This window comes from Stenotrophomonas sp. 01N47, assembly GCF_056399165.1.
The window spans coordinates 73,258-91,869 of record NZ_JBFTQU010000007.1 but is presented as its reverse complement, the minus strand read 5'-3'; the positions used below and the strand labels follow the sequence as shown (position 1 = coordinate 91,869).

Below are 18,612 nucleotides of genomic sequence, written 5' to 3'. Positions count from 1 at the left end.
CGCGGTGGTTGTGTTTGCTGGATATCGGGGTGGGCCGGGAGGGTGGGTTGGCTGGGGGACGCCGTGAATACGTCCTTGTAGGCTCGGGCGCCGCATCCATGCGGCTCACGCCCCCAGCCAACCCACCCTCCCGGCCACGGACGGTTTCCTGCGCACCGCGGGAAGATCAAAAGAAAAAAATCAAAATCAAAAGCAAAAGCCGATTCTTCAGACATTTGTGTCGACCAAGGTCGACACCTACCAACAGCAGCACAGAACGCCGCTCCGACAGCGGCGGGAGACTGTCGAAGGCGGGGTGGGTCCGGTGGCAGGGGCGTGAGCGCCATGGATGGCGCGACCGAGGCTACAGGGACGTACTTGCGCCGTCCCCTGCTACCGGACCCACCCCGCCATCCCACGGAACGCCCGCCGTTGCTGTTGAGGTTGAGGTTGCCGGCCAGCGGCCGGCACTACCGCCTCTGCGGGTGCAGGGCGCAGCCCTGCCGGAACACACCTCTCAGCAAGCCTCAGCAACCGGCACGCGCGCACGCCCCAGCCACGCCAGCAGCAGTGCCGATGCCGCCAGCAGGCCACCGGCCACCGGAATCGCGGCGTAGCCCAGCCCCAGGCTGATCACCGCACCACCCAGCGCCGCGCCCAGTGCATTGCCGAGGTTGAACGCACCGACGTTGATCGACGACGCCAGCCCCGGCGCCTCGCTCGCCGCCTGCATCACCCGGATCTGCAACGGCGGCACGATGGCGAAGGTCGCCGCACCGAACAGCAGTACACCCAGCGCTGCAGTCGCGTGGCTCATGAAGGCCAGCGGCAGCACGAACATCAGCACCGCAAGTACCGCCAGCAGGATCCGGGTGGCGCCGTCCAGCGACCAGTCGGCCATGCGGCCGCCAATACCGTTACCGAAGGTAAAGCCGATGCCGATCAATGCCAGCGACAGCGCGATGAAGGCATTCGACGCACCGGTCAGTTCAGTCAGCACCGGCGCCACGTAGGTGTAGAGGGTGAACATCGCACCTGCGCCCAGCACCGTGGTCGCCATCGCCAGCAGTACCTGCGGCTGCATGATCGATTTCAGTTCACGTCGAACATCCGGGCGCGCACCCGCGGCCGACGGCGGCAGTGCCATCGCCAATGCGGTGATCGCCACCACGCCAAGTACGGCAGTGCCGGCAAAGGCCAAACGCCACCCCAGTTGCTGGCCGACCCAGGTCGCCAGCGGTACGCCGCCGATGTTGGCGATGGTCAGGCCCATGAACATCGTCGCCACTGCCGCGGCCTGCTTCTCCTTCGGCACCAGGCTGGCGGCGACCACCGCGCCGATGCCGAAGAACGCACCGTGATTGAGGCTGGTCACCAGCCGTGACAGCAGCAGCAGGCCGTAGTTCGGGGCCAGCGCCGACAGCAGGTTGCCGACCACGAAGATCGACATCAGCAGCATCAGCGCGGTGCGCTTGCCGAAGCGTCCCATCAGCAGGGTCATCACCGGTGCGCCCAGCATCACGCCCACCGCATAGGCGGTGATCAGCATGCCGGCGGTGGGGATGCTGACGCCCACTCCGCTGGCGATGACCGGCAGCAGGCCCATCGGGGTGAACTCGGTGGTGCCAATGGCGAAGGCGCCGACGGCGAGTGCCAGCAATGCGGCTCTGGAATTCATGGGGATTGCCTGCGTGGGGCAGGCCCTGTGGAAAATGAGCGCGTAGCCTGCGCGCTTTGCCGGCCGGGAGTAAGCCTCGGCACGGGAAAACACTGTTGATCCCGATTCACAAGTGGAAGGTGCAAGCCGGCATTGCGGGAAGAAGCCCCGCCAGGCATGGCCCACGCTTCGGTGGCGCCGGGCCATGCCCGGCGAGCGCGGCGGCGCCTGGAACGCAGAACCCCCGGCGCTGGCCGGGGGTTCGGGAATTGCTTACCAGTCGCCGGCGCCCGGCACGTGGTGTTCGCGTGCGCGGCGGCGCATCAGCAGGTTCAGCCACTCCACCAGCACCGAGAAGCCCATCGCGGCGTAGATGTAGGGCTTGGGAACGTGCACGTCCAGGCCGTCCAGGATCAACACCGCGCCGATCAGCAGGATGAAGGCCAGGGCCAGCATCTTCACGGTCGGGTTGGCATCGATGAAGCGGCCCAGCGGGTTGGCCGCCAGCAGCATCACCGCCACCGACAACAGGATCGCAGCCACCATCACCGGCACGTGGTCGGCGATGCCGACAGCGGTGATCACCGAGTCCAGCGAGAACACGATGTCGATGATCGCGATCTGCGCGATCACGTAGCCGAACACGGCCGAGGTCTTGGTGGTGGTCGGGTCCTCGTCCTCGCCACCGGTGATCATCTCCTTGATCTCCATCCAGCCCTTGATGATCAGGAACAGGCCACCGACGATCAGCACCAGGTCGCGGATGGAGATGCCCATGCCGGCCACGGTGAACAGGTTTGCCTGCATGTGCGCCAGGTACGCCAGCGACACCAGCAGGCCGATACGGGTGATGCACGCCACGGCGATGCCGAGGCGGCGCGCGAACGGGCGGCGCTCTTCGGGCAGCTTGCTGACGGCGATGGAGATGAACACCAGGTTGTCGATGCCGAGCACGATTTCCAGTGCGCTCAAGGTGAACAGGGTCAACCAGACGTTCGGATCGGCGAGAAGCTCAAGGGACATGGGAAGTCTTCAACAAGGGGGGAGGAAGAAGGATCAGCCGACGCTGGCCGGGAACAATCGCGGCACCAGCACCAGGGCCCAGCACAGCAGCACGTTCATCATCAGCACGAACACCGCCGCCGAGCCCATGTCCTTGGCGCGGCCGGCCAGTTCGTGGATTTCCGCGCCATAGCGCTCGATCACCGCCTCGATGGCCGAGTTGGCCAGCTCCATCGCCAGCACCAGCAGCATCGAGCCGATCATCAGCGCGCGCTCCACCGGGGTCTGGCCCAGCCAGATCGCCAGCGGGGTCAGCAGCACCAGCAGGTAGACCTCCAGCCGGAACGAGGACTCGTGCAGCCAGGCAGCACGCAGGCCCTGCCAGGACCAGCGGGCGGCCTGGAAGATGCGGCGCGGGCCGCGGGGCATGTGGCCAAACTGATCAGCCACGGGTGATGGATCCAGCAACAGGGGCGCGGCGCAGCGACCGCTCAGACGCACGGCAGGAAATCATGGGTGCACAGGGATAGGCAGACAGCCCCCATTTTGCCACAAGGGCGGCAGCGGCACCCCGCACGCCCCGCCGCGAGGCCCTGCGAACGACCCCGCAAACGGCCCAGCACGGCCAAGCGCGGGGCCAGCCCAGCTTCTATGATGGATACCCCCTGCCCTGCCGGAGTGCCTGATGACCCGTCCCCGCACCTGCCTGATCCTGCTCGGCCTGCTGGCCGCGCCGCTGGCCCAGGCCCTGAGCCCGCCGGCGCCGCCGCAGATCCCTGCGCAGGTCTCCAACGTGGCCTGGGAGGCCGACATCGCCGCCTTCGTCAGCGCCGACCGGACTACTCCGCCGCCGCGCGGCGGCATCGAGTTCATCGGCAGCTCGTCCTTCCGCATGTGGGACAGCCTGGCCCGGGATTTCCCGGGGCAACCGGTGTTCAACCGTGGCTTCGGGGGTTCGGAAGTACGCGACAGCACCTGGTACGCCGGCCAGGCCATCGTGCCGTACGCGCCGTGCAAGGTGTTCTTCTACGCCGGCGACAACGACCTCAACAGCGGCCGCAGCGCGACCCAGGTACGCGATGACGTGGTGGCCTTCGTGCAGCGCGTGCATCGCGACCTGCCGAAGACGAAGGTGGAATACGTCTCGATCAAGCCCAGCCCATCGCGGGCGCACCTGCTGCCGGCGATCAACGACGCCAACGCGAAGATCAAGGCCGCGTTGGCGAAGCTGCCCAACACCGGCTACACCGACATCTACACCCCGATGCTCGGGGCCGACGGCCAGCCCGATGCGTCGTTGTTCCGCGAGGACATGCTGCACATGACCCCGGCCGGCTATGCGATCTGGACCAAGGCGCTGGCGCCGAAGGTCAACTGCAACTGATTGATCCCGAGGTTGCCGGCCAGCGGCCGGCACTACCGGAAATGCCCATCCACGCATGGCGTGGATCTACTGAGTGGCGAAATCAGCAGCCGGTAACCTGTCGAAGGCGGGGCGCTGTGGGCGTCCCCGCACACCCACAGCGCCCCGCCATCCCACGGAATGTCCGCTGTTGCTGTTGCTGTTGCTGTTGAGGTTGCCGGCCAGCGGCCGGCACTACCGCGGGTGCCGGGCGCCGCCCGGCCCTCAGCGGAAAATCACCGTCGCCTCGGTGCCCTTGCCCAGCTCGCTGGCCAGGCTGACCTTCCAGCCGAAGCGGTCACACAGGCGACGCACGATCGACAGCCCCAGGCCGGTACCCTGCGGTCGGCTGGGATCGGCACGATAGAACGGCTCGAACGCACGCGACAGCGCATCGGCGGACATGCCGATGCCGGTATCGCTCACCACCACCCGGTCGTTGTGCACGTGCACGTCGATGCGGCCTTCATCGGTGTAGCTGCAGGCGTTGCGCACCAGGTTGCTGACCACCACCTGCAGCACCCGCGGTGGTGCGTGCAGCTGCACGGCCGCGTCGCTGTGCAGGTGCACCGCCAGCGGCCGTCCCACCAGCAGCTCGTTGGCGTTGTCCACTTCGTAACGAACGATGTCGTTGACGTCGAACAGTTCCACCTGCGGCTCGACGTCGGCCTCACGAGCCAGGATCAGGAAGGCATCGATCACCGCTTCCATGTCCCGTCCGGCACGCTGGATGCGCTGCAGGCTGCGGCGCAGGCGCGGCTCCAGGCTTTCATCGCCCAGCGCCATGTCGCTGGCCACGCGGATCACCGTCAGCGGCGTGCGCAGTTCATGGCTGGCATCACGGGTGAAGTTGCGCTCGCGCGCCACGTGCGCGGTGACCCGGTTGGCCAGCGAATGCAGTGCTGCCGCCAGCTGCCGGGTCTCGCCCTGCATGTCCGCCGGCAGCTTGTTCGGCTCCAGGTCGGCCGCTTCCGGATGACCCGGGTCCCAGCGCGAGACACGGCGCGCCAGCCAGTTCACCGGCGATACCAGGCGTTTGGAGGCACGGTAGGTGATCCAGGAGGCGCCATATACCGCCAGCAGGGTCAGCAGCACCGGCACGATGCCGAACCAGAACGCCAACATTTCCGCGCGCGAGCGCAGGAACACCAGGTACAGGCGCCCCTCTTCGCGGGCGTCGACCAGCACCAGCTGATCGTCGTCGGGCAGTTCGTGGAAACCCGGTTCCAACGTGCGCAGGTTGGCCGGCAGTGACAGGCTGGACTGCCCACGTTCCAGCAGGTAGCCACGGATGTTCTGGGTATTGGGCGGCGGCTGCACGGGCGAGGCCTCGTGCAGTGTCCAGTAGTACGCCGCTTCTTCGCGCAGGGCAGCGCCCACCAAGCTGTGCTTGATCACCAGCGAAACCAGCCAGGCACCCAGCAGGATACCCAGGCTGGCCAGCACGGCTTGCAGGATGAAAGCGATACGGATCTTGCGCGGCAGGCCGTGCGGCATTGCGGTGTCCCGGTCAGAGCGCTGCGATTATAGGCAGCGCGCTGTGCCGTGATCGTGCATGGACGATGACGACCCGGTATCCGGAACGTTCACCCCTTCCCTGCCGACCACGGCCGTGCCGGTTCTGCTGCAACACCGGCACGACGTCGATCAGGCCATCGGCTGGGCGATATCGGCGATGCGATAGCCCGCGCTCTGCACGGTGTGCAGCAGCGGCCGATCGAACGGCTTGTCGATGATCTTGCGCAGGTTGTACAGATGGCTGCGCAACGTGTCCGAATCAGGCAGGCCGTTGCCCCAGATCTCGCGCTCGATTTCCTGGCGGGTGACCACACGCGGCGATTCACGCATCAGGATGGTCAGCAGGCGCAGGCCGATCGGCGACAACTGCAGCTCGGTGCCAGCACGGGTGGCACGCATGCTGACCGGATCGAGCACCAGGTCGGCGACCTTGAGCACTTCCGAACCCACCTGGCGACGTTCGCGGCGGATCAGCGCGCGCAGGCGGGCTTCCAGTTCCTGGATCGCGAACGGCTTGGTCAGGTAATCGTCGGCACCAAAGCCAAGACCGGTGAGCTTGTCATCCAGCGTGTCGCGCGCGGTCAGCATCAGCACCGGGGTCGACTTGCGCGCATCGTTGCGCAGCCGGCGGCACACTTCGATGCCATCCAGCCGCGGCAGCATGAGGTCCAGCACGACGACGTCGTAGCTGTTCTCGGCAGCCAGACGGTAGCCGTCCAGGCCATCCTGCGCATAGTCGACCTCGAAGCCACGGCCTTCCAGGTATTCACCGATCATCTCGGAGATATTGCGGTTGTCTTCGACCACCAGCACCAAGCCGGAAGTCTCCTTCGTCTGACGCATGAGAATCCCTCTTTCTTCAGCTTTGTGAAACATGCCCGATCGACGGTGCACGCGACGTGAAGTTGCGTCAATGAAAAGAAGATGGCCTGCTCACAGCAGCGGTTTCAGCAGCGGCCAGACGTTGTCCAGCACCTTCGGCTGCGCCTGCGCGGTGGGATGCAGGCCGTCGGCCTGCATCAAACCCGGCTGCAGGGCCACGCCTTCCAGCAGGAACGGCAGCAACGGCACCTTGTACTGCGTGGCCAGTGCCCGGTACGCCGCAGCCAGGCGCTGGCGGTAGCCCGGTCCATAGTTGGGCGGCACGTCGATGCCCAGCAACAGCACCTTGGCACCGGCCTTCTGGCTGGCCTGCACCATCTTTTCCAGGTTGCCCTGCACCTGCGCCGGGGTCAGCCCGCGCAGCGCATCGTTGCCACCGAGGGCGATCACCACCACCGTGGGCTTCTCCCGGCCAAGCAGGCCCGGCAGGCGGGTCAGCGCGCCAGCGGTGGTTTCCCCGCTCATGCTGGCATTGACGATGCGGGGCGGGGTTTTCGACTGCTGCCTGACCCGCTGCTGCAGCAGGCTGACCCAGCCGGCATCGGCCGGGATATTGTGGGCGGCACTGAGGCTGTCACCGAGCACCAGCACGGTACCGCCGCCCGGACCTTTGGCACACGCCAGTGCCGGCAACAGCAGCAACCCTAGCAACAGCATCATCATTGCGCCGGCTTGCCGGCTCCATTCCGTCTTGTGCATTGGAGTCTCCTCATCGACAGCCTGTCCCCCCGCAGCGCGCCCGTCGCCATCGCCGTCGACCAGGTCGGCAAATCCGTGCATGGCCCGGAGGGTGAAGTCCACATACTGGACAACATCACCCTGACCGTCCATGAAGGCACCAGCGTGGCCATCGTCGGCGCCTCTGGTTCCGGCAAGACCACCCTGCTCGGCCTGCTGGCCGGGCTGGACCTGCCCAGCCGTGGCCGCATCGCGCTGGCGGGCCAGGATCTGACGGCACTGGACGAAGAAGCGCGTGCACAGCTGCGCGCGCGCGACGTCGGCTTCGTCTTCCAGAGCTTCCATCTGCTGCCGGCGCTGACGGCGGCCGAGAACATCGCGCTGCCGCTGGAACTGGCCGGGCGCGAGGACCGCACGCGGGTGGACGAGGTGCTGGCAGCGGTCGGGCTCTCGCATCGCGCCCGCCACTATCCGCGGCAGTTGTCCGGCGGCGAGCAGCAGCGTGTCGCCCTTGCCCGCGCCTTTGTCAGCCGCCCGCGCATCCTGTTCGCCGACGAACCCACCGGTTCACTGGACCAGGCCACCGGCCAGCACATCAGCGATCTGCTGTTCGAACTCAATGCCGGCAGCGGTACCACGCTGGTGCTGGTCACCCACGACCTGCGCCTGGCGCAGCGCTGCCAGTACATCCATCGCATCGACAACGGCCGCCTGCAGCCGGTGGAACATGGAGTGGACGCATGAACCTGCTGCGGCATGCGTGGCGCGCGCTGCGCCGCGAGGCCCTGGCAGGTGACCTGCTGACCGTGTTCGCCGCCCTGGTACTGGGCGTGGCGGTGATGACGGCGGTGGGCACGCTGGTGAACCGGGTCAACCTGGCATTGACCGGCAGCGCAGCGGAAATGCTCGGCGGCGACCTCGGCGTGGCCGGCCGCGATGACCCGCCCGCCGCGTTCGCTGAGGAGGCGCAGCGACGCGGCCTGGCGCATACGCGGCTGGCCAGCTTCGGCAGCGTGCTGTTCCAGGGCGATGCCAGCCAGATGGCCAGCATCAAGGCCGTGGAAGCGGGCTACCCCCTGCGCGGCGCGCTGCGCGTGCGCGCCACGCCCGGCGGCGCGCTGATCGCCGATGCCGGAATGCCGGCCAAGGGCCAGGCCTATGCCGACCCACGCCTGCTGCAGGCACTGGGCCTGAAGGCTGGCGACGATCTGGAATTCGGTGCGGGCACGCTGCGCATCGCCGGCATCATCGAATCGGAACCGGATGCCGGTGGCGACCTCCTGACGCTGTCGCCGACCCTGCTGGTCAACCGCGCCGACGTGGAAGGCACCGGCCTGCTCGGCCCCGGCAGCCGCATCAATTACCGGGTGATGTTCGCCGGCCCTGCCGCCGACATCGCATCATTCCGGCAATGGCTGCTACCGCAGGTAAAAGGCATGCGCCTGCTCGGCGTGAACGATACCCAGCGCGGTGTGCGCCAGGCCTTCGACCTGGCCGGTCGTTTCCTCGGCCTGAGCGCGCTGCTGGCGGTGCTGTTGGCCGGTGTTGCGACCGCGCTGGCGGCCAACCGGTTCGCGCTGCGTCGCATCGACCAGGTGGCGATCCTGCGCTGCCTGGGCGCACGCCAGCGCGACATCCTGGCCGGCCTGGCGCTGCAGTTGCTGATGCTGGCGGTGCCGGCGTGTGCGATCGGCATCGGCCTGGGCATGGCGGCACAGGAAGGACTGGTGCAGGTACTGGGCAGCCTGGTGCCGCAACGCCTGCCGCTGCCCGAAGCCATGCCTGCGCTGACCGGCGCGGGGATCGGCCTGTTGCTGCTGTTCGGCTTCGGACTGCCGCCGCTGCTGCGCCTGCGTGGCGTGCCGCCGATGCGCGTGCTCAACCGCTCGTTCGCTGCCTTGCCGCCGGCCTCGCTGCTGGCCTATGTGGCTGCGCTGGCGGCCAGCCTGGTACTGGCGGTGCAGGTCACCGGCGATCTGAAACTGGCACTGTGGGTGCTCGGTGGCCTGGCCGGGCTGGCGGTGGCCGCCGGCGTGGTCGGGTTCCTGCTGCTGCAGCTGCTGCGCGGCCTGCAGCACCGCCTGCACGGCAACTGGCGGTTGGGCCTGGCGGCGCTGACGCGGCGGCGGATGCTGGCGGTGATGCAGCTGGTGGGGCTGTCACTGTCGCTGTGCGCCCTGCTGTTGCTGGCGGTGATCGGCCCCGGCCTGCTGCAGCAGTGGCGCGAGCGCCTGCCTGCGGACACGCCCAATTATTTCCTGATCAACATCCAGCCCGAGCAGCGCGACAGCGTGCTGGCTGCACTGCAGGGCCTGGGTGCGCACGATGCCAGCATCGAACCGATGGCCACCGGCCGCCTGATCGCGATCAACGGCAAGCCGCCGCTGCGGGTCGACCGCACGCCGGCCGAGGACACTCAACCGCAGGGCGAAGGCCAGCGCGACGACGATGACGAGAACCGGCCGCTGAACTTCAGTTGGCGCAGCACGTTCCCGCCGGCCAATACGCTGGTCAACGGCACCTTCTGGAAGCCGGACAGCACCGCCGCCGAGGCCTCGGTGGAGATCGGCTGGGCCAAGCGCTACGGCGTGTACCCCGGCGACCGCATCACCATTGCGGTGGGTGAGCAGGAGCGCGAGTTCAGCGTCACCAGCGTGCGCAAGGCGGACTGGAACACCTTCCGGCCGAACTTCTTCGTGCTGCTGAACCCGAACGCGGTGGGCGATACGCCGCACAACCTGCTGTCGGCGTTCCACCTGCCGGCGGGACGGGCGGCGGGTCTCGGGGCCCTGGTGCGCGCGCAGCCGAACCTGTCGCTGCTGGACGTGGATGCAGTGATCTCGCAGGTGCGCGATGTGATGGAACGGGTGGCGCAGGCGGTGCAGCTGGTGATGGTGTTCAGCCTGCTGGCCGGCGTGCTGGTGCTGCTGGCGGCACTGCAGGCGACGGCTGGCGAGCGGCGCTATGACAGCGCGGTGCTGCGCACGCTGGGTGCAACGCGGCGCCAGCTGCGTGGCGCGGTACTGGTCGAGTTCGGTGCGCTGGGCGCGCTGGCGGCGCTGCTGGCGGTGGGCGCGGCAGCGGTGATCGGCGTTGCGGTGTCGCAGAAGGTGTTCGAACTGCCGCTGCTGCCGCCGTGGCCGGGACTGCTGCTGGGTGGCCTGCTCGGCATCGCGCTGAGCCTGCTGGCCGGCTGGCTGGGGACCCGGCGGATCCTGCACACGCCACCGGCATTGGCGTTGCGGGAGGCCTGACGCCGTTGTGAAAGCAAAGGCATCCACGCATGGCGTGGATCTACTAACGAGCCCCAGTAGATCCACGCCATGCGTGGATGCAGCGCCGATGGTCCCAGTAGATCCACGTCATGCGTGGATGCAGTGCCGATGATCCCGGTAGATCCACGCCATGCGTGGATACGGTGCCGGGCAAGGCCGGCACCGCAGCGCGCCGATCAACCTTCCTTCGGCGCCTTTTCCACGTACTTGGCGAAGACTTCGTCGATCTGCTTGTCCTTCACCTTCTTGCCGGCCTGCACGTCCTCGGCCTGGGTGAACAACGGGATGATCATCGCCATGCCGTCGAGCTTGGTCTTCAGGTGCACGCCCGGGGCCTGGGTCAGGAAGCCGTCCCAACGCTGGCGCACCTTGCTCCAGTAACCGGCAGTGGCTTTCCAGTAATCGCGCGCCGGGGTGAAGTCGACCTCGGTGGTCCTGATGTAGTCGTTGAAGCCGAATTCGCGGGCGATTTCGACCTGGCTGCCATCAGCGTTGCGCTGCACCTTGGTGTTGAACTGCTCGTGGGTCCAGCCGTTCGGGGTCAGGGTGTGGCGGTTGACTACGGCCAGCGCGTTGTAATCGCTGCGCTTGGTGTACTCGCGGCGTGGCAGCGGGCGCCAGCTGATGTCGCTGGTCCAGGTCGGCACGTTGTTGCTGTAGGTCCACGTGCCGGTGCCGCAGTAGCGCGGTGCATCGCTGACTTCATACACGCACTGGGTCCAGGCGCCCTGGTTGGTCGCCGCCGCGATCGTGCGCACCTGCCAGGTCTGGTCGGCGCTGAACTCGAAGCGGTTCGGCGCTTCATACACCCAGTCCTGCCGCCAGTGCTTGGTCACGTGGCCGCTCTTCTCGTCCAGCAGCAGGTGCTGCAGCACGATGCGCTTCGGCGTGTCCTCGACCACGATCACCACTTCGTTGCCACCGCTGCGCATGGCCGGCGCGCGCTCGTAGCCCGGCTTCAGCAGCACGGTCTCATCGAAGGCGAAATCCACCGTGTACTCCCCCTGCATGGCAAGGATGCTGTCATGGTCGCGGGCGATGTCGGAGGGCTGCGCGCTGGCGGCGCCACTGGCGGCGAGCAGCACCATCACGCTGGCTGTCTGGAACTTCATCGGGTCTTCCTTCGGGGTTGCAGGTTTCGTGGAAAGGCCATCCTGGCCGACAAGCAATCCATCGCAATCAGGTCACAGGCGGACCAGCGGCAGGTCGCCGGGAGCGCGCGCGGCAGGGCGGCGTGCGGCGTCGGCGCAGCAGCAGTCGTCGATCGCCAGTTCGCCTTCGGCGCCTTCCATGCGTGCGATGCGGCGCGCGGTGGCGGCACCGAGCGAAGACAGCGTGGACAGGCTGGCGGCCAGGGTCCGGCCCTCGTCGGCGGCGTGCAGGCGCAGCGTGCACAGACGCCAGCGTTGTCCGCCCAGGTGCCCGGCCAGGCGCCGCCACAGGCGTTCACCGACGCTGCCATCGCTATCGTGCGAAGGGCCCGGCGGCAGCGTCGCCACCAGCCGGTCCCAGGCCAGGAAATCGCTGTCCGGCAACAGGTACAGGCGCCACACGCAACGGCCACGTGCATCGAGGAAGCACAGGCTTTCGCGCAGGCCCTCGCTGTCCACGCCCTGGCAGGCATGCACCGATACCGCCTGGCGCCAACCGCCCAGCTCGTTGCCATCGGCGTGATACAGGCACAACACGGTGCCGAGCGCTGCCAGCTGTGCCGGCGCGGGCCAGGCCCGCAGCGACGAACGCGACAGGGAGGACGGCAGGCGACGCGCGGACAGGGCTCGGCTCATGGGATCACCAGGACACGGCAAGGCTGGCCGACAGAGTGCGGCCGGGGCTGGTATAGCGATCCAGAACGGTACTGGTGGCCGACAGGGTCGAGCCGACGTTGGACCAATCGATGTAACGCTTGTCACCCAGGTTGAACACACCGACGTTGAAAGTGGCGCCCGGAGCGAAGTTCCAATGCGCCATCAGGTCGGCCACGCCATAACCGGCCGGGCGATAGGCGGTGGTGCTGGCCAGCCGGTCCTTGCGCTTGACGAAGGTGCCTGCCAGTTCAACACCCCAGGTATCGGTGTCGTACATCAGGCCGACGGTGCCGCGCAGCGGATCGACCGAATCCAGCGGCGTGTCTTCGGTCTTGTTGTCGCCGCGCGACCACGCCACCGCACTGCGCAGCGCCCAGCCCTGCAGTGCGGGACTGATCTGGCCGAAGTCGACGCCGGCCTTCAGTTCGGCGCCGTAGATGCGTGCGTCGGCGATGTTGCGCGACTGGAACACCATCAAGCCCTGCGGATTGGTACCCACCAGCGTCTGCGACTCGATGAAGTCCTTGTAGTCGTTGTAATAGCCGCTCAGGCTCACGTACGCCGCCGGCGACAGGAAGCGCAGGCCCAGCTCGACGCCGTCGCTGGTTTCCGGCTTCAGGTCCGGATTGGGAATGGCGGTGTAGCCGAAAGCGAAATTGGTGAAGCCGAGGTTGACGTCGTTGTACGGCGGCGAGCGGAAACCACGCGAGTAACCGGCAAACAGCGACCACTCGTCGGTGAAGCGATAGACCAGGCCGAACTTCGGCGACACGCTGGTCTTCTTCAGTTCCGACACGGCCACGCCGGGGTTGTCCTCGGCGAAGATGCTGTCCACGTCCGGCTTCAGTTCGTAGCGGTCCACGCGCACGCCCGGCACCAGCGACAGCTTGCCGTCGGCCAGGCGCATTTCATCCTGCGCGTACAGGCCCAGCTCGGTGGTCTTGCTGATGGGGAAATCGCGCACGGGGAACGCGTCGGGCAGGATCGTCGTGCTGACCACGCCACGGTTGCTGACCTGGTAGCCATCGCGCTTCTGGCGGATCTCGGTGCGGGCGCCATCGAAGCCATAGGTCAGCGCGTGTTCGACGCTGCCGGTGCTGAAGGCCTTGTTGAACACCGCCTGCAGGCCATACACGCGCTGATCGAAACTGAACTCGCGATGGCGGCGACTGCCATTGGCGCGCGCCTCATCGGTGCGCTGCGTGGTTTCGCTGTCCTGCGTGTAGACCTGCCAGTGCAGGCTGTCGGCAAAGCCCTTGTCCAGCGCATCCATCTCGTGGGCGAAGGACACGCGGGTGCGGCTCTGCTTGTCGCGCGCCTTCATGCCGGTGGTGGTGGTGCGGTCGATCGAGGACAGCACGTCGGTATCGGTGTTGTCTTCGTTGCCTTCCACGGTCAGGCGGAAACGCTGGTCTTCGTTGGGCGCATAGACCAGCTTGGCCAGGCCGCTGCGACCATCGCGGTCCTGCGGGTTGGCCGCAGTGCGCGTGTTGTCATTGCTGCGCACATCGCCCTTGTTGTCGGTTTCCTGGCCCTGGCGGTGGTTGATGTTGACCATGCCACTCCAGTGTTCGCCACCGAAGGCGCTGGTGAGGCCACCGAGCAGGCCTTTCCACTCGCCGTCGTAGCCGAATTTCAGGCCGACGTAGCTGTCCTTGCCATCCTTGAGGTAATCAGCCGGATCCTTGGTGACGAAGGCAACCACGCCGCCAAGTGCGTCCGAGCCGTACAGCGAACTGGCCGGCCCGCGCACGATCTCCACGCGCTTGAGCGTGTCCAGGTCGGTGAAGTTGCGGTTGGCGTTGGAGAACGAGCCGATGTTGAAGCTGGTCGGCATGGCGATGCCATCGGTCTGGATGCGCACGCGGTTGCCGTCCAGGCCACGGATACGGATGCTGCCGAGGCCGAAACGGGTGGCACTGCGGCTGACCGACAGGCCCGGCTCGTAGCGGACAAGATCCTTGATGTCCTGCACCAGCTGCCGGTCCATCTGCTCGCGGTCGATCACATCGACGGTGGCGGCGACATCGCTGACCGCACGTTCGGTACGGGTGGCGGTGACCTGCACGCGATCGAACTCGCGCGCGTCGGGCGCGGCATCGGCAGCAGCGTGGGCGGACAGCGGCAGGGCCATCCACAGGGCAATGGAAAGGGCAGTCGGGCGGGTCATCGGCATCGTTCGGTCAGGCAGGGGAACCCCCGGCCACCGCCACGCCAAACAGGCATGAAAGGTAGACCGAGGGGGAGAGAGCAGGGGCGGACGGGTCGCCCACCCTGCCGGCGCTGCCGACAGGAGGGAGGGAGGCGGGCGACCAGACCGCGTTACTTGGTCAGGATCAGCTTGTCGTTGCTGGTATGACGCAGACGGTAGAAGCGGTCACCGTGCTGGATCAGGATTTCACGACGGCCCTTGAGCAGGGCTTCGCTGTCGATGACCTCTTCCGGCGGCACGACACGAACGGGGCGGTCGCGGAGGGTCAGCGTTTCGGGGCGCAGCAGTACAGGTTGAGCATTCATGAGCATCTGGACTCGTGCGAGGGACGAGTTAAATGATAATGATTCTCAGTTGACAATCAACAACCATTCTCAACTTCATTGATGGAATTAATGATCGAAATCTAATATCCGATAGCCACCATCTATTGAAACCGGCGCAACTGGGCGCGGGAGGGCCGACCGAGCGTGGGTTCGGCCCTACCCCCTGTCCCCGTTCCTCAGGCGAATACGGCTTCCACCTGCGCCCAGCCGGCGTCGTCCACCTGCGCCAGCACGTCCAGCGCCTGCAGGTTCTGCAACAGCTGGCTGACCCGGCTGGCGCCGAGGATCACGCTGGAGACGTTGGGATTGCGCAGGCACCAGGCGATGGCCAGGCTGGCCGGGGCGTGACCCAGCTCGCGGGCCACCGCACTGAAGCGGCGCACCCGGGCCAAACGCTCATCGGCGTTGTCGCCCAGCACCAGGTCCTGCAGCCAGCCCATGCCTTCGCGGCCCAGGCGCGCATCGGCCGGGACGCCATCGTCGTACTTGCCGCTCAGCAGGCCCGAGGCCAGCGGCGAGAAGATCGTGGTGCCCAGTCCGGCAGTGGCATACAGCGGCGCGTACTCCACTTCCACGCGCTGACGGTGCAGCAGGTTGTACTGCGGCTGCTCCATCGACGGCGCCTGCAGGTTGTGGCGCGCGGCGATGTCCACCGCCTCCTGGATCTGGTTGGCCGACCATTCCGACGTACCCCAGTACAGCACCTTGCCCTGCCGGACCAGGGTGTCCATGGCATGCACCGTCTCAGCGATCGGCGCGTCCGGATCCGGACGATGACAGTAATAAAGGTCCAGGTAGTCCACCCGCAGGCGCTTGAGCGCAGCGTGGCAGGCGTCGGTCACATGCTTGCGCGACAGGCCGCGCTGGGTGGGCCGGGGGTCCTTGGCACTGCCGAAGAACACCTTGCTGGACACGCAGAAACCATCGCGCGGCAGGCGCAGGTCGACAAGCACATCGCCCATCACCTGCTCTGCGCGGCCGTTGGCATAGCCCTCGGCGTTGTCGAAGAAGTTGATGCCATGGTCCCAGGCCGCCGCCACCAGGTTGCGCGCCTCATCGCGTGGCACCTGGTCGCCGAAGGTCACCCAGGCGCCGAAGGACAGGGCGGAAATCGGCAGGCCGGTGGAGCCAAGGCGACGGTAGAGCATGCGATTCTCCTGCTGCGGGCCCGCATACGGGCCGGGATCAAGCCACCATTCTACCTGTCCCGGCAGGCGCAACCCCTTGCTGTTGCTGGCCTGATCGGAGCCGATGGCCGCGCGCAGACGGCTTTTCCTTGCTCCGGCCCCTGCCCTGCACTAGGCTTCCCGTTTTTCGCGACGCCCCAGGGGAGTCACTCAGATGGTCGAAGGTTTGGGCAGGATCGGCTTCGGCCTGTTCGGTTTGGCGGTGCTGATCGGCATCACCTGGCTGTTTTCCAACAACAAGCGCGCGGTGGACTGGAAGCTGGTCGCCACCGGCATCACCCTGCAGATCGCCTTTGCAGCCCTGGTGATCCTGGTACCGGGCGGGCGCGACGTATTCGATGCGCTGGGCCAGGGCTTCGTGAAGGTGCTGAGCTTCGTCAACGAAGGTTCGAAGTTCATCTTCGGCTCGTTGATGGACGTCAAGAACTACGGTTTCATCTTCGCCTTCCAGGTGCTGCCGACGATCATCTTCTTCTCGGCGCTGATGGGGGTCATGTACCACCTCAATGTCATGCAGGCGATCGTGCGGGTGATGGCCTGGTCGATCACCAAGGTGATGCGCGTGTCCGGTGCGGAAACCACCAGCGTCTGCGCCAGCGTGTTCATCGGCCAGACCGAGGCACCGCTGACGGTGCGTCCGTACATCGCCAAGATGACCCAGTCCGAGCTGCTGACGATGATGATCGGCGGCATGGCCCATATCGCCGGCGGCGTGCTTGCCGCGTACGTGGGCATGCTGGGCGGTGGCGATCCGGTGCAGCAGGCGTTCTACGCCAAGCATCTGCTGGCGGCCAGCATCATGGCGGCCCCGGCCACCCTGGTCGTGGCCAAGCTGCTGATTCCGGAAACCGGCACCCCGCTGACCCGCGGCACGGTCAAGATGGAAGTGGAGAAGACCTCCAGCAACATCATCGACGCGGCCGCGGCCGGCGCCGGTGACGGCCTGAAGCTGGCACTGAACATCGGTGCGATGCTGCTGGCCTTCATCGCCCTGATCGCCCTGCTCAATGCGCCGCTGACCTGGCTCGGTGAAGTTACCGGCCTGGCTGCTGCGATCGGCAAGCCGACCGACCTGTCGACCATCTTCGGCTACGTGCTGGCGCCGATCGCCTGGGTGATCGGCACCCCGTGGGCCGACGCCACCACCGTCGGTTCGCTGATTGGTCAGAAGGTCGTGATCAACGAGTTCGTCGCCTACACCGAACTGTCGAAGATCGTGAATGGCCAGGTGCCGGGCATGAGCCTGTCCGACGAAGGTCGCCTGATCGCCACCTACGCCCTGTGCGGCTTCGCCAATTTCAGTTCGATCGCGATCCAGATCGGCGGTATCGGCGGGTTGGCACCGGAACGACGCCACGACCTGGCCAAGTTCGGCCTGCGCGCGGTGCTGGGCGGTACCATCGCCACCTTCATGACGGCTACCATCGCCGGCGTGCTGACGCATTTCAGCTGAACCCTAGTTCGAGAAAAGATTCCCTATGAGCAGCAGTGTCGTTGTCGTCGGTTCCTTCAATGTCGATCACGTGTGGCGGTGCGAGTCGCTGCCGGCACCGGGTGCGACCATTGCCGGCCGCTACAGCACCGGTCCCGGTGGCAAGGGCTTCAACCAGGCCGTTGCCGCCTGCCGTGCCGGCGCTGACACCAGCTTCCTGTGTGCACTGGGCGACGATGCGGGTGGTGCCACCGCCCGTGACCTGGCCGCGCAGGATGGTTTCGCGCTGATCGCCGAAGCCAGCAGCGAGCCGACCGGCACCGCGGGCATCTATGTTGATGCCCGTGGCCGCAACACCATCGTCATCGGCCCGGGCGCCAACGCGGCGTTGAGCACCGACTTCGTACAGCAACAGCAGGCCCTGCTGACCGGCGCCAAAGTGGTGCTGGTGCAGCTGGAATCGCCGGTGCAGACCATCGAAGCGGCCCTGGCCGTGGCCCGTGAGGCCGGTGTCACCACCGTTCTCAACGCCGCCCCGGCTGATGCCCCGTCGAGCATCGGCCTGCTGAAGCTGGCCGATGTGATCACCCCGAACGAAACCGAGTTCGCCGCCCTGCTCGGCCGTCATGTCGGCGAGCGCGTGGATGCCAACGACGTCGCCGCGCTGGACGGCGCCAGCCTGCACGCGCTGTGCCGCAAGCTGGTCGGCAACGGCACGGTGGTGGTGACCCTGGGTTCGGTGGGCGTGTTCGTGTCGCATGCCGACGAGCACCTGCGTGGCGACGCCCAGCCGTACTACCGCGTGGGTGCCGAACAGGTGCAGGCAATCGACACTACCGGTGCCGGCGATGCCTTCAACGGTGCGCTGGTGGCCTCGATGGCACAGGTGCCGGACGCTCCGTTCGCCCGCCACGTGCGCTTCGCCAACCAGTTCGCCGGTCGCTCGACCGAGAAGGAAGGCGCGGCCGCGGCAATGCCGCGCTTCACCCCGGCCGATGCCGAAGTGAAGTAACGCGACATCCCCGTGGGGATGATGATCGGGCCCGGGCATGCAGATGCCCGGGCCTTTTCACGTTCATGGGCAAGGCCCCATCCACGCATGGCGTGGATCTACCGGGACGCGAGGCGCGAAGGCCCCATCCACGCGGGTCGGGCGCGCAGTAGATCCACGCCATGCGTGGATGCGCGTTGCCGGTCCACCCAGCCGATCACCATCGCCTGCCCTTGGGGGCGACGGAAGCAACGGTCAAGCAT

The 18,612-nt window shown here is 66.9% G+C and carries 16 protein-coding genes; 5 read left to right on the top strand and 11 right to left on the bottom strand.

Features of this window, described 5'->3' with window-relative positions:
• Nucleotides 1-496 precede the first annotated feature (496 nt).
• The 3 genes from AC1DKR_RS14995 to AC1DKR_RS14985 all read right to left on the bottom strand — a co-directional run bounded on the left by AC1DKR_RS14995 (nucleotide 497) and on the right by AC1DKR_RS14985 (nucleotide 3,088).
• Nucleotides 497-1,657, bottom strand: coding sequence for an MFS transporter (locus AC1DKR_RS14995; protein WP_478033355.1), 1,161 nt, complete (start codon nucleotides 1,655-1,657; stop codon nucleotides 497-499).
• Nucleotides 1,658-1,909: 252 nt separating this feature from the next.
• Nucleotides 1,910-2,659 carry a TerC family protein gene (locus tag AC1DKR_RS14990; RefSeq protein ID WP_223494262.1) on the bottom strand — a complete coding sequence of 250 codons (750 nt, stop codon included), beginning with the start codon at nucleotides 2,657-2,659 and terminating at the stop codon, nucleotides 1,910-1,912.
• Between the two features lie 33 nt (nucleotides 2,660-2,692).
• Nucleotides 2,693-3,088, bottom strand: coding sequence for a diacylglycerol kinase (locus tag AC1DKR_RS14985; RefSeq protein ID WP_025877898.1), 396 nt, complete (start codon nucleotides 3,086-3,088; stop codon nucleotides 2,693-2,695).
• Nucleotides 3,089-3,323: 235 nt separating this feature from the next.
• Here AC1DKR_RS14985 and AC1DKR_RS14980 point away from each other — a divergent pair, with 235 nt between their 5' ends.
• Nucleotides 3,324-4,022 (top strand): SGNH/GDSL hydrolase family protein, encoded by a 699-nt coding sequence (locus AC1DKR_RS14980; protein WP_223494261.1) that lies wholly within the window; start codon nucleotides 3,324-3,326, stop codon nucleotides 4,020-4,022.
• A gap of 243 nt (nucleotides 4,023-4,265) precedes the next feature.
• Here the strand turns inward: AC1DKR_RS14980 and AC1DKR_RS14975 are convergent, their stop codons facing one another.
• From AC1DKR_RS14975 to AC1DKR_RS14965, 3 genes are all read right to left on the bottom strand, one after another.
• Nucleotides 4,266-5,537 (bottom strand): sensor histidine kinase, encoded by a 1,272-nt coding sequence (locus AC1DKR_RS14975; RefSeq protein WP_032974932.1) that lies wholly within the window; start codon nucleotides 5,535-5,537, stop codon nucleotides 4,266-4,268.
• Between the two features lie 150 nt (nucleotides 5,538-5,687).
• Nucleotides 5,688-6,401 (bottom strand): response regulator transcription factor, encoded by a 714-nt coding sequence (locus AC1DKR_RS14970; protein WP_002811889.1) that lies wholly within the window; start codon nucleotides 6,399-6,401, stop codon nucleotides 5,688-5,690.
• A gap of 90 nt (nucleotides 6,402-6,491) precedes the next feature.
• On the bottom strand, nucleotides 6,492-7,139 hold the full coding sequence (locus tag AC1DKR_RS14965) for an arylesterase (RefSeq protein ID WP_059066041.1): 648 nt from the start codon (nucleotides 7,137-7,139) through the stop codon (nucleotides 6,492-6,494).
• 75 nt (nucleotides 7,140-7,214) lie between these two features.
• Between AC1DKR_RS14965 and AC1DKR_RS14960 the strand changes: the two genes are divergently transcribed.
• Both AC1DKR_RS14960 and AC1DKR_RS14955 read left to right on the top strand, forming a co-directional pair.
• Complete coding sequence (locus tag AC1DKR_RS14960) at nucleotides 7,215-7,862, top strand: ABC transporter ATP-binding protein (protein WP_059066070.1); 648 nt, start codon at nucleotides 7,215-7,217, stop codon at nucleotides 7,860-7,862.
• On the top strand, nucleotides 7,859-10,372 hold the full coding sequence (locus AC1DKR_RS14955) for an ABC transporter permease (RefSeq protein ID WP_478033354.1): 2,514 nt from the start codon (nucleotides 7,859-7,861) through the stop codon (nucleotides 10,370-10,372). The genes AC1DKR_RS14960 and AC1DKR_RS14955 overlap by 4 nt, the downstream gene beginning before the upstream one ends.
• A gap of 197 nt (nucleotides 10,373-10,569) precedes the next feature.
• Here AC1DKR_RS14955 and AC1DKR_RS14950 read toward each other — a convergent pair whose 3' ends face one another.
• The 5 genes from AC1DKR_RS14950 to AC1DKR_RS14930 all read right to left on the bottom strand — a co-directional run bounded on the left by AC1DKR_RS14950 (nucleotide 10,570) and on the right by AC1DKR_RS14930 (nucleotide 15,887).
• Nucleotides 10,570-11,505 carry a DUF6607 family protein gene (locus AC1DKR_RS14950; protein ID WP_478033353.1) on the bottom strand — a complete coding sequence of 312 codons (936 nt, stop codon included), beginning with the start codon at nucleotides 11,503-11,505 and terminating at the stop codon, nucleotides 10,570-10,572.
• 72 nt (nucleotides 11,506-11,577) lie between these two features.
• Nucleotides 11,578-12,180, bottom strand: a complete 603-nt coding sequence (locus AC1DKR_RS14945; protein WP_099782885.1) for a ChuX/HutX family heme-like substrate-binding protein — start codon at nucleotides 12,178-12,180, stop codon at nucleotides 11,578-11,580.
• A 4-nt stretch (nucleotides 12,181-12,184) separates the two neighbouring features.
• On the bottom strand, nucleotides 12,185-14,371 hold the full coding sequence (locus tag AC1DKR_RS14940; RefSeq protein WP_478033352.1) for a TonB-dependent hemoglobin/transferrin/lactoferrin family receptor: 2,187 nt from the start codon (nucleotides 14,369-14,371) through the stop codon (nucleotides 12,185-12,187).
• A gap of 152 nt (nucleotides 14,372-14,523) precedes the next feature.
• Nucleotides 14,524-14,718: a hemin uptake protein HemP gene (gene hemP, locus AC1DKR_RS14935; RefSeq protein ID WP_005412278.1), complete on the bottom strand. Its 195-nt coding sequence runs from the start codon at nucleotides 14,716-14,718 to the stop codon at nucleotides 14,524-14,526.
• Nucleotides 14,719-14,915: 197 nt separating this feature from the next.
• Nucleotides 14,916-15,887, bottom strand: coding sequence for a potassium channel beta subunit family protein (locus AC1DKR_RS14930; protein ID WP_033830379.1), 972 nt, complete (start codon nucleotides 15,885-15,887; stop codon nucleotides 14,916-14,918).
• 193 nt (nucleotides 15,888-16,080) lie between these two features.
• Here AC1DKR_RS14930 and AC1DKR_RS14925 point away from each other — a divergent pair, with 193 nt between their 5' ends.
• Nucleotides 16,081-17,379, top strand: coding sequence for a NupC/NupG family nucleoside CNT transporter (locus tag AC1DKR_RS14925; protein ID WP_478033351.1), 1,299 nt, complete (start codon nucleotides 16,081-16,083; stop codon nucleotides 17,377-17,379).
• A gap of 25 nt (nucleotides 17,380-17,404) precedes the next feature.
• Entirely contained in the window at nucleotides 17,405-18,370 is a 966-nt protein-coding gene (locus AC1DKR_RS14920) for a ribokinase (protein ID WP_312108318.1), read from the top strand.
• Nucleotides 18,371-18,612: the final 242 nt, after the last annotated feature.

Excerpts from the sequence above, each read along its gene's own strand:
- AC1DKR_RS14995 (WP_478033355.1), bottom strand. The coding sequence starts at position 1,657 with ATGAATTCCAGAGCCGCATTGCTGGCACTCGCCGTCGGCGCCTTCGCC.
- AC1DKR_RS14990 (WP_223494262.1), bottom strand. The coding sequence starts at position 2,659 with ATGTCCCTTGAGCTTCTCGCCGATCCGAACGTCTGGTTGACCCTGTTC.
- AC1DKR_RS14980 (WP_223494261.1), top strand. The coding sequence starts at position 3,324 with ATGACCCGTCCCCGCACCTGCCTGATCCTGCTCGGCCTGCTGGCCGCG.
- AC1DKR_RS14975 (WP_032974932.1), bottom strand. The coding sequence starts at position 5,537 with ATGCCGCACGGCCTGCCGCGCAAGATCCGTATCGCTTTCATCCTGCAA.
- AC1DKR_RS14970 (WP_002811889.1), bottom strand. The coding sequence starts at position 6,401 with ATGCGTCAGACGAAGGAGACTTCCGGCTTGGTGCTGGTGGTCGAAGAC.
- AC1DKR_RS14965 (WP_059066041.1), bottom strand. The coding sequence starts at position 7,139 with ATGCACAAGACGGAATGGAGCCGGCAAGCCGGCGCAATGATGATGCTG.
- AC1DKR_RS14955 (WP_478033354.1), top strand. The coding sequence starts at position 7,859 with ATGAACCTGCTGCGGCATGCGTGGCGCGCGCTGCGCCGCGAGGCCCTG.
- AC1DKR_RS14950 (WP_478033353.1), bottom strand. The coding sequence starts at position 11,505 with ATGAAGTTCCAGACAGCCAGCGTGATGGTGCTGCTCGCCGCCAGTGGC.
- AC1DKR_RS14945 (WP_099782885.1), bottom strand. The coding sequence starts at position 12,180 with ATGAGCCGAGCCCTGTCCGCGCGTCGCCTGCCGTCCTCCCTGTCGCGT.
- AC1DKR_RS14940 (WP_478033352.1), bottom strand. The coding sequence starts at position 14,371 with ATGACCCGCCCGACTGCCCTTTCCATTGCCCTGTGGATGGCCCTGCCG.
- hemP (WP_005412278.1), bottom strand. The coding sequence starts at position 14,718 with ATGAATGCTCAACCTGTACTGCTGCGCCCCGAAACGCTGACCCTCCGC.
- AC1DKR_RS14930 (WP_033830379.1), bottom strand. The coding sequence starts at position 15,887 with ATGCTCTACCGTCGCCTTGGCTCCACCGGCCTGCCGATTTCCGCCCTG.
- AC1DKR_RS14925 (WP_478033351.1), top strand. The coding sequence starts at position 16,081 with ATGGTCGAAGGTTTGGGCAGGATCGGCTTCGGCCTGTTCGGTTTGGCG.
- AC1DKR_RS14920 (WP_312108318.1), top strand. The coding sequence starts at position 17,405 with ATGAGCAGCAGTGTCGTTGTCGTCGGTTCCTTCAATGTCGATCACGTG.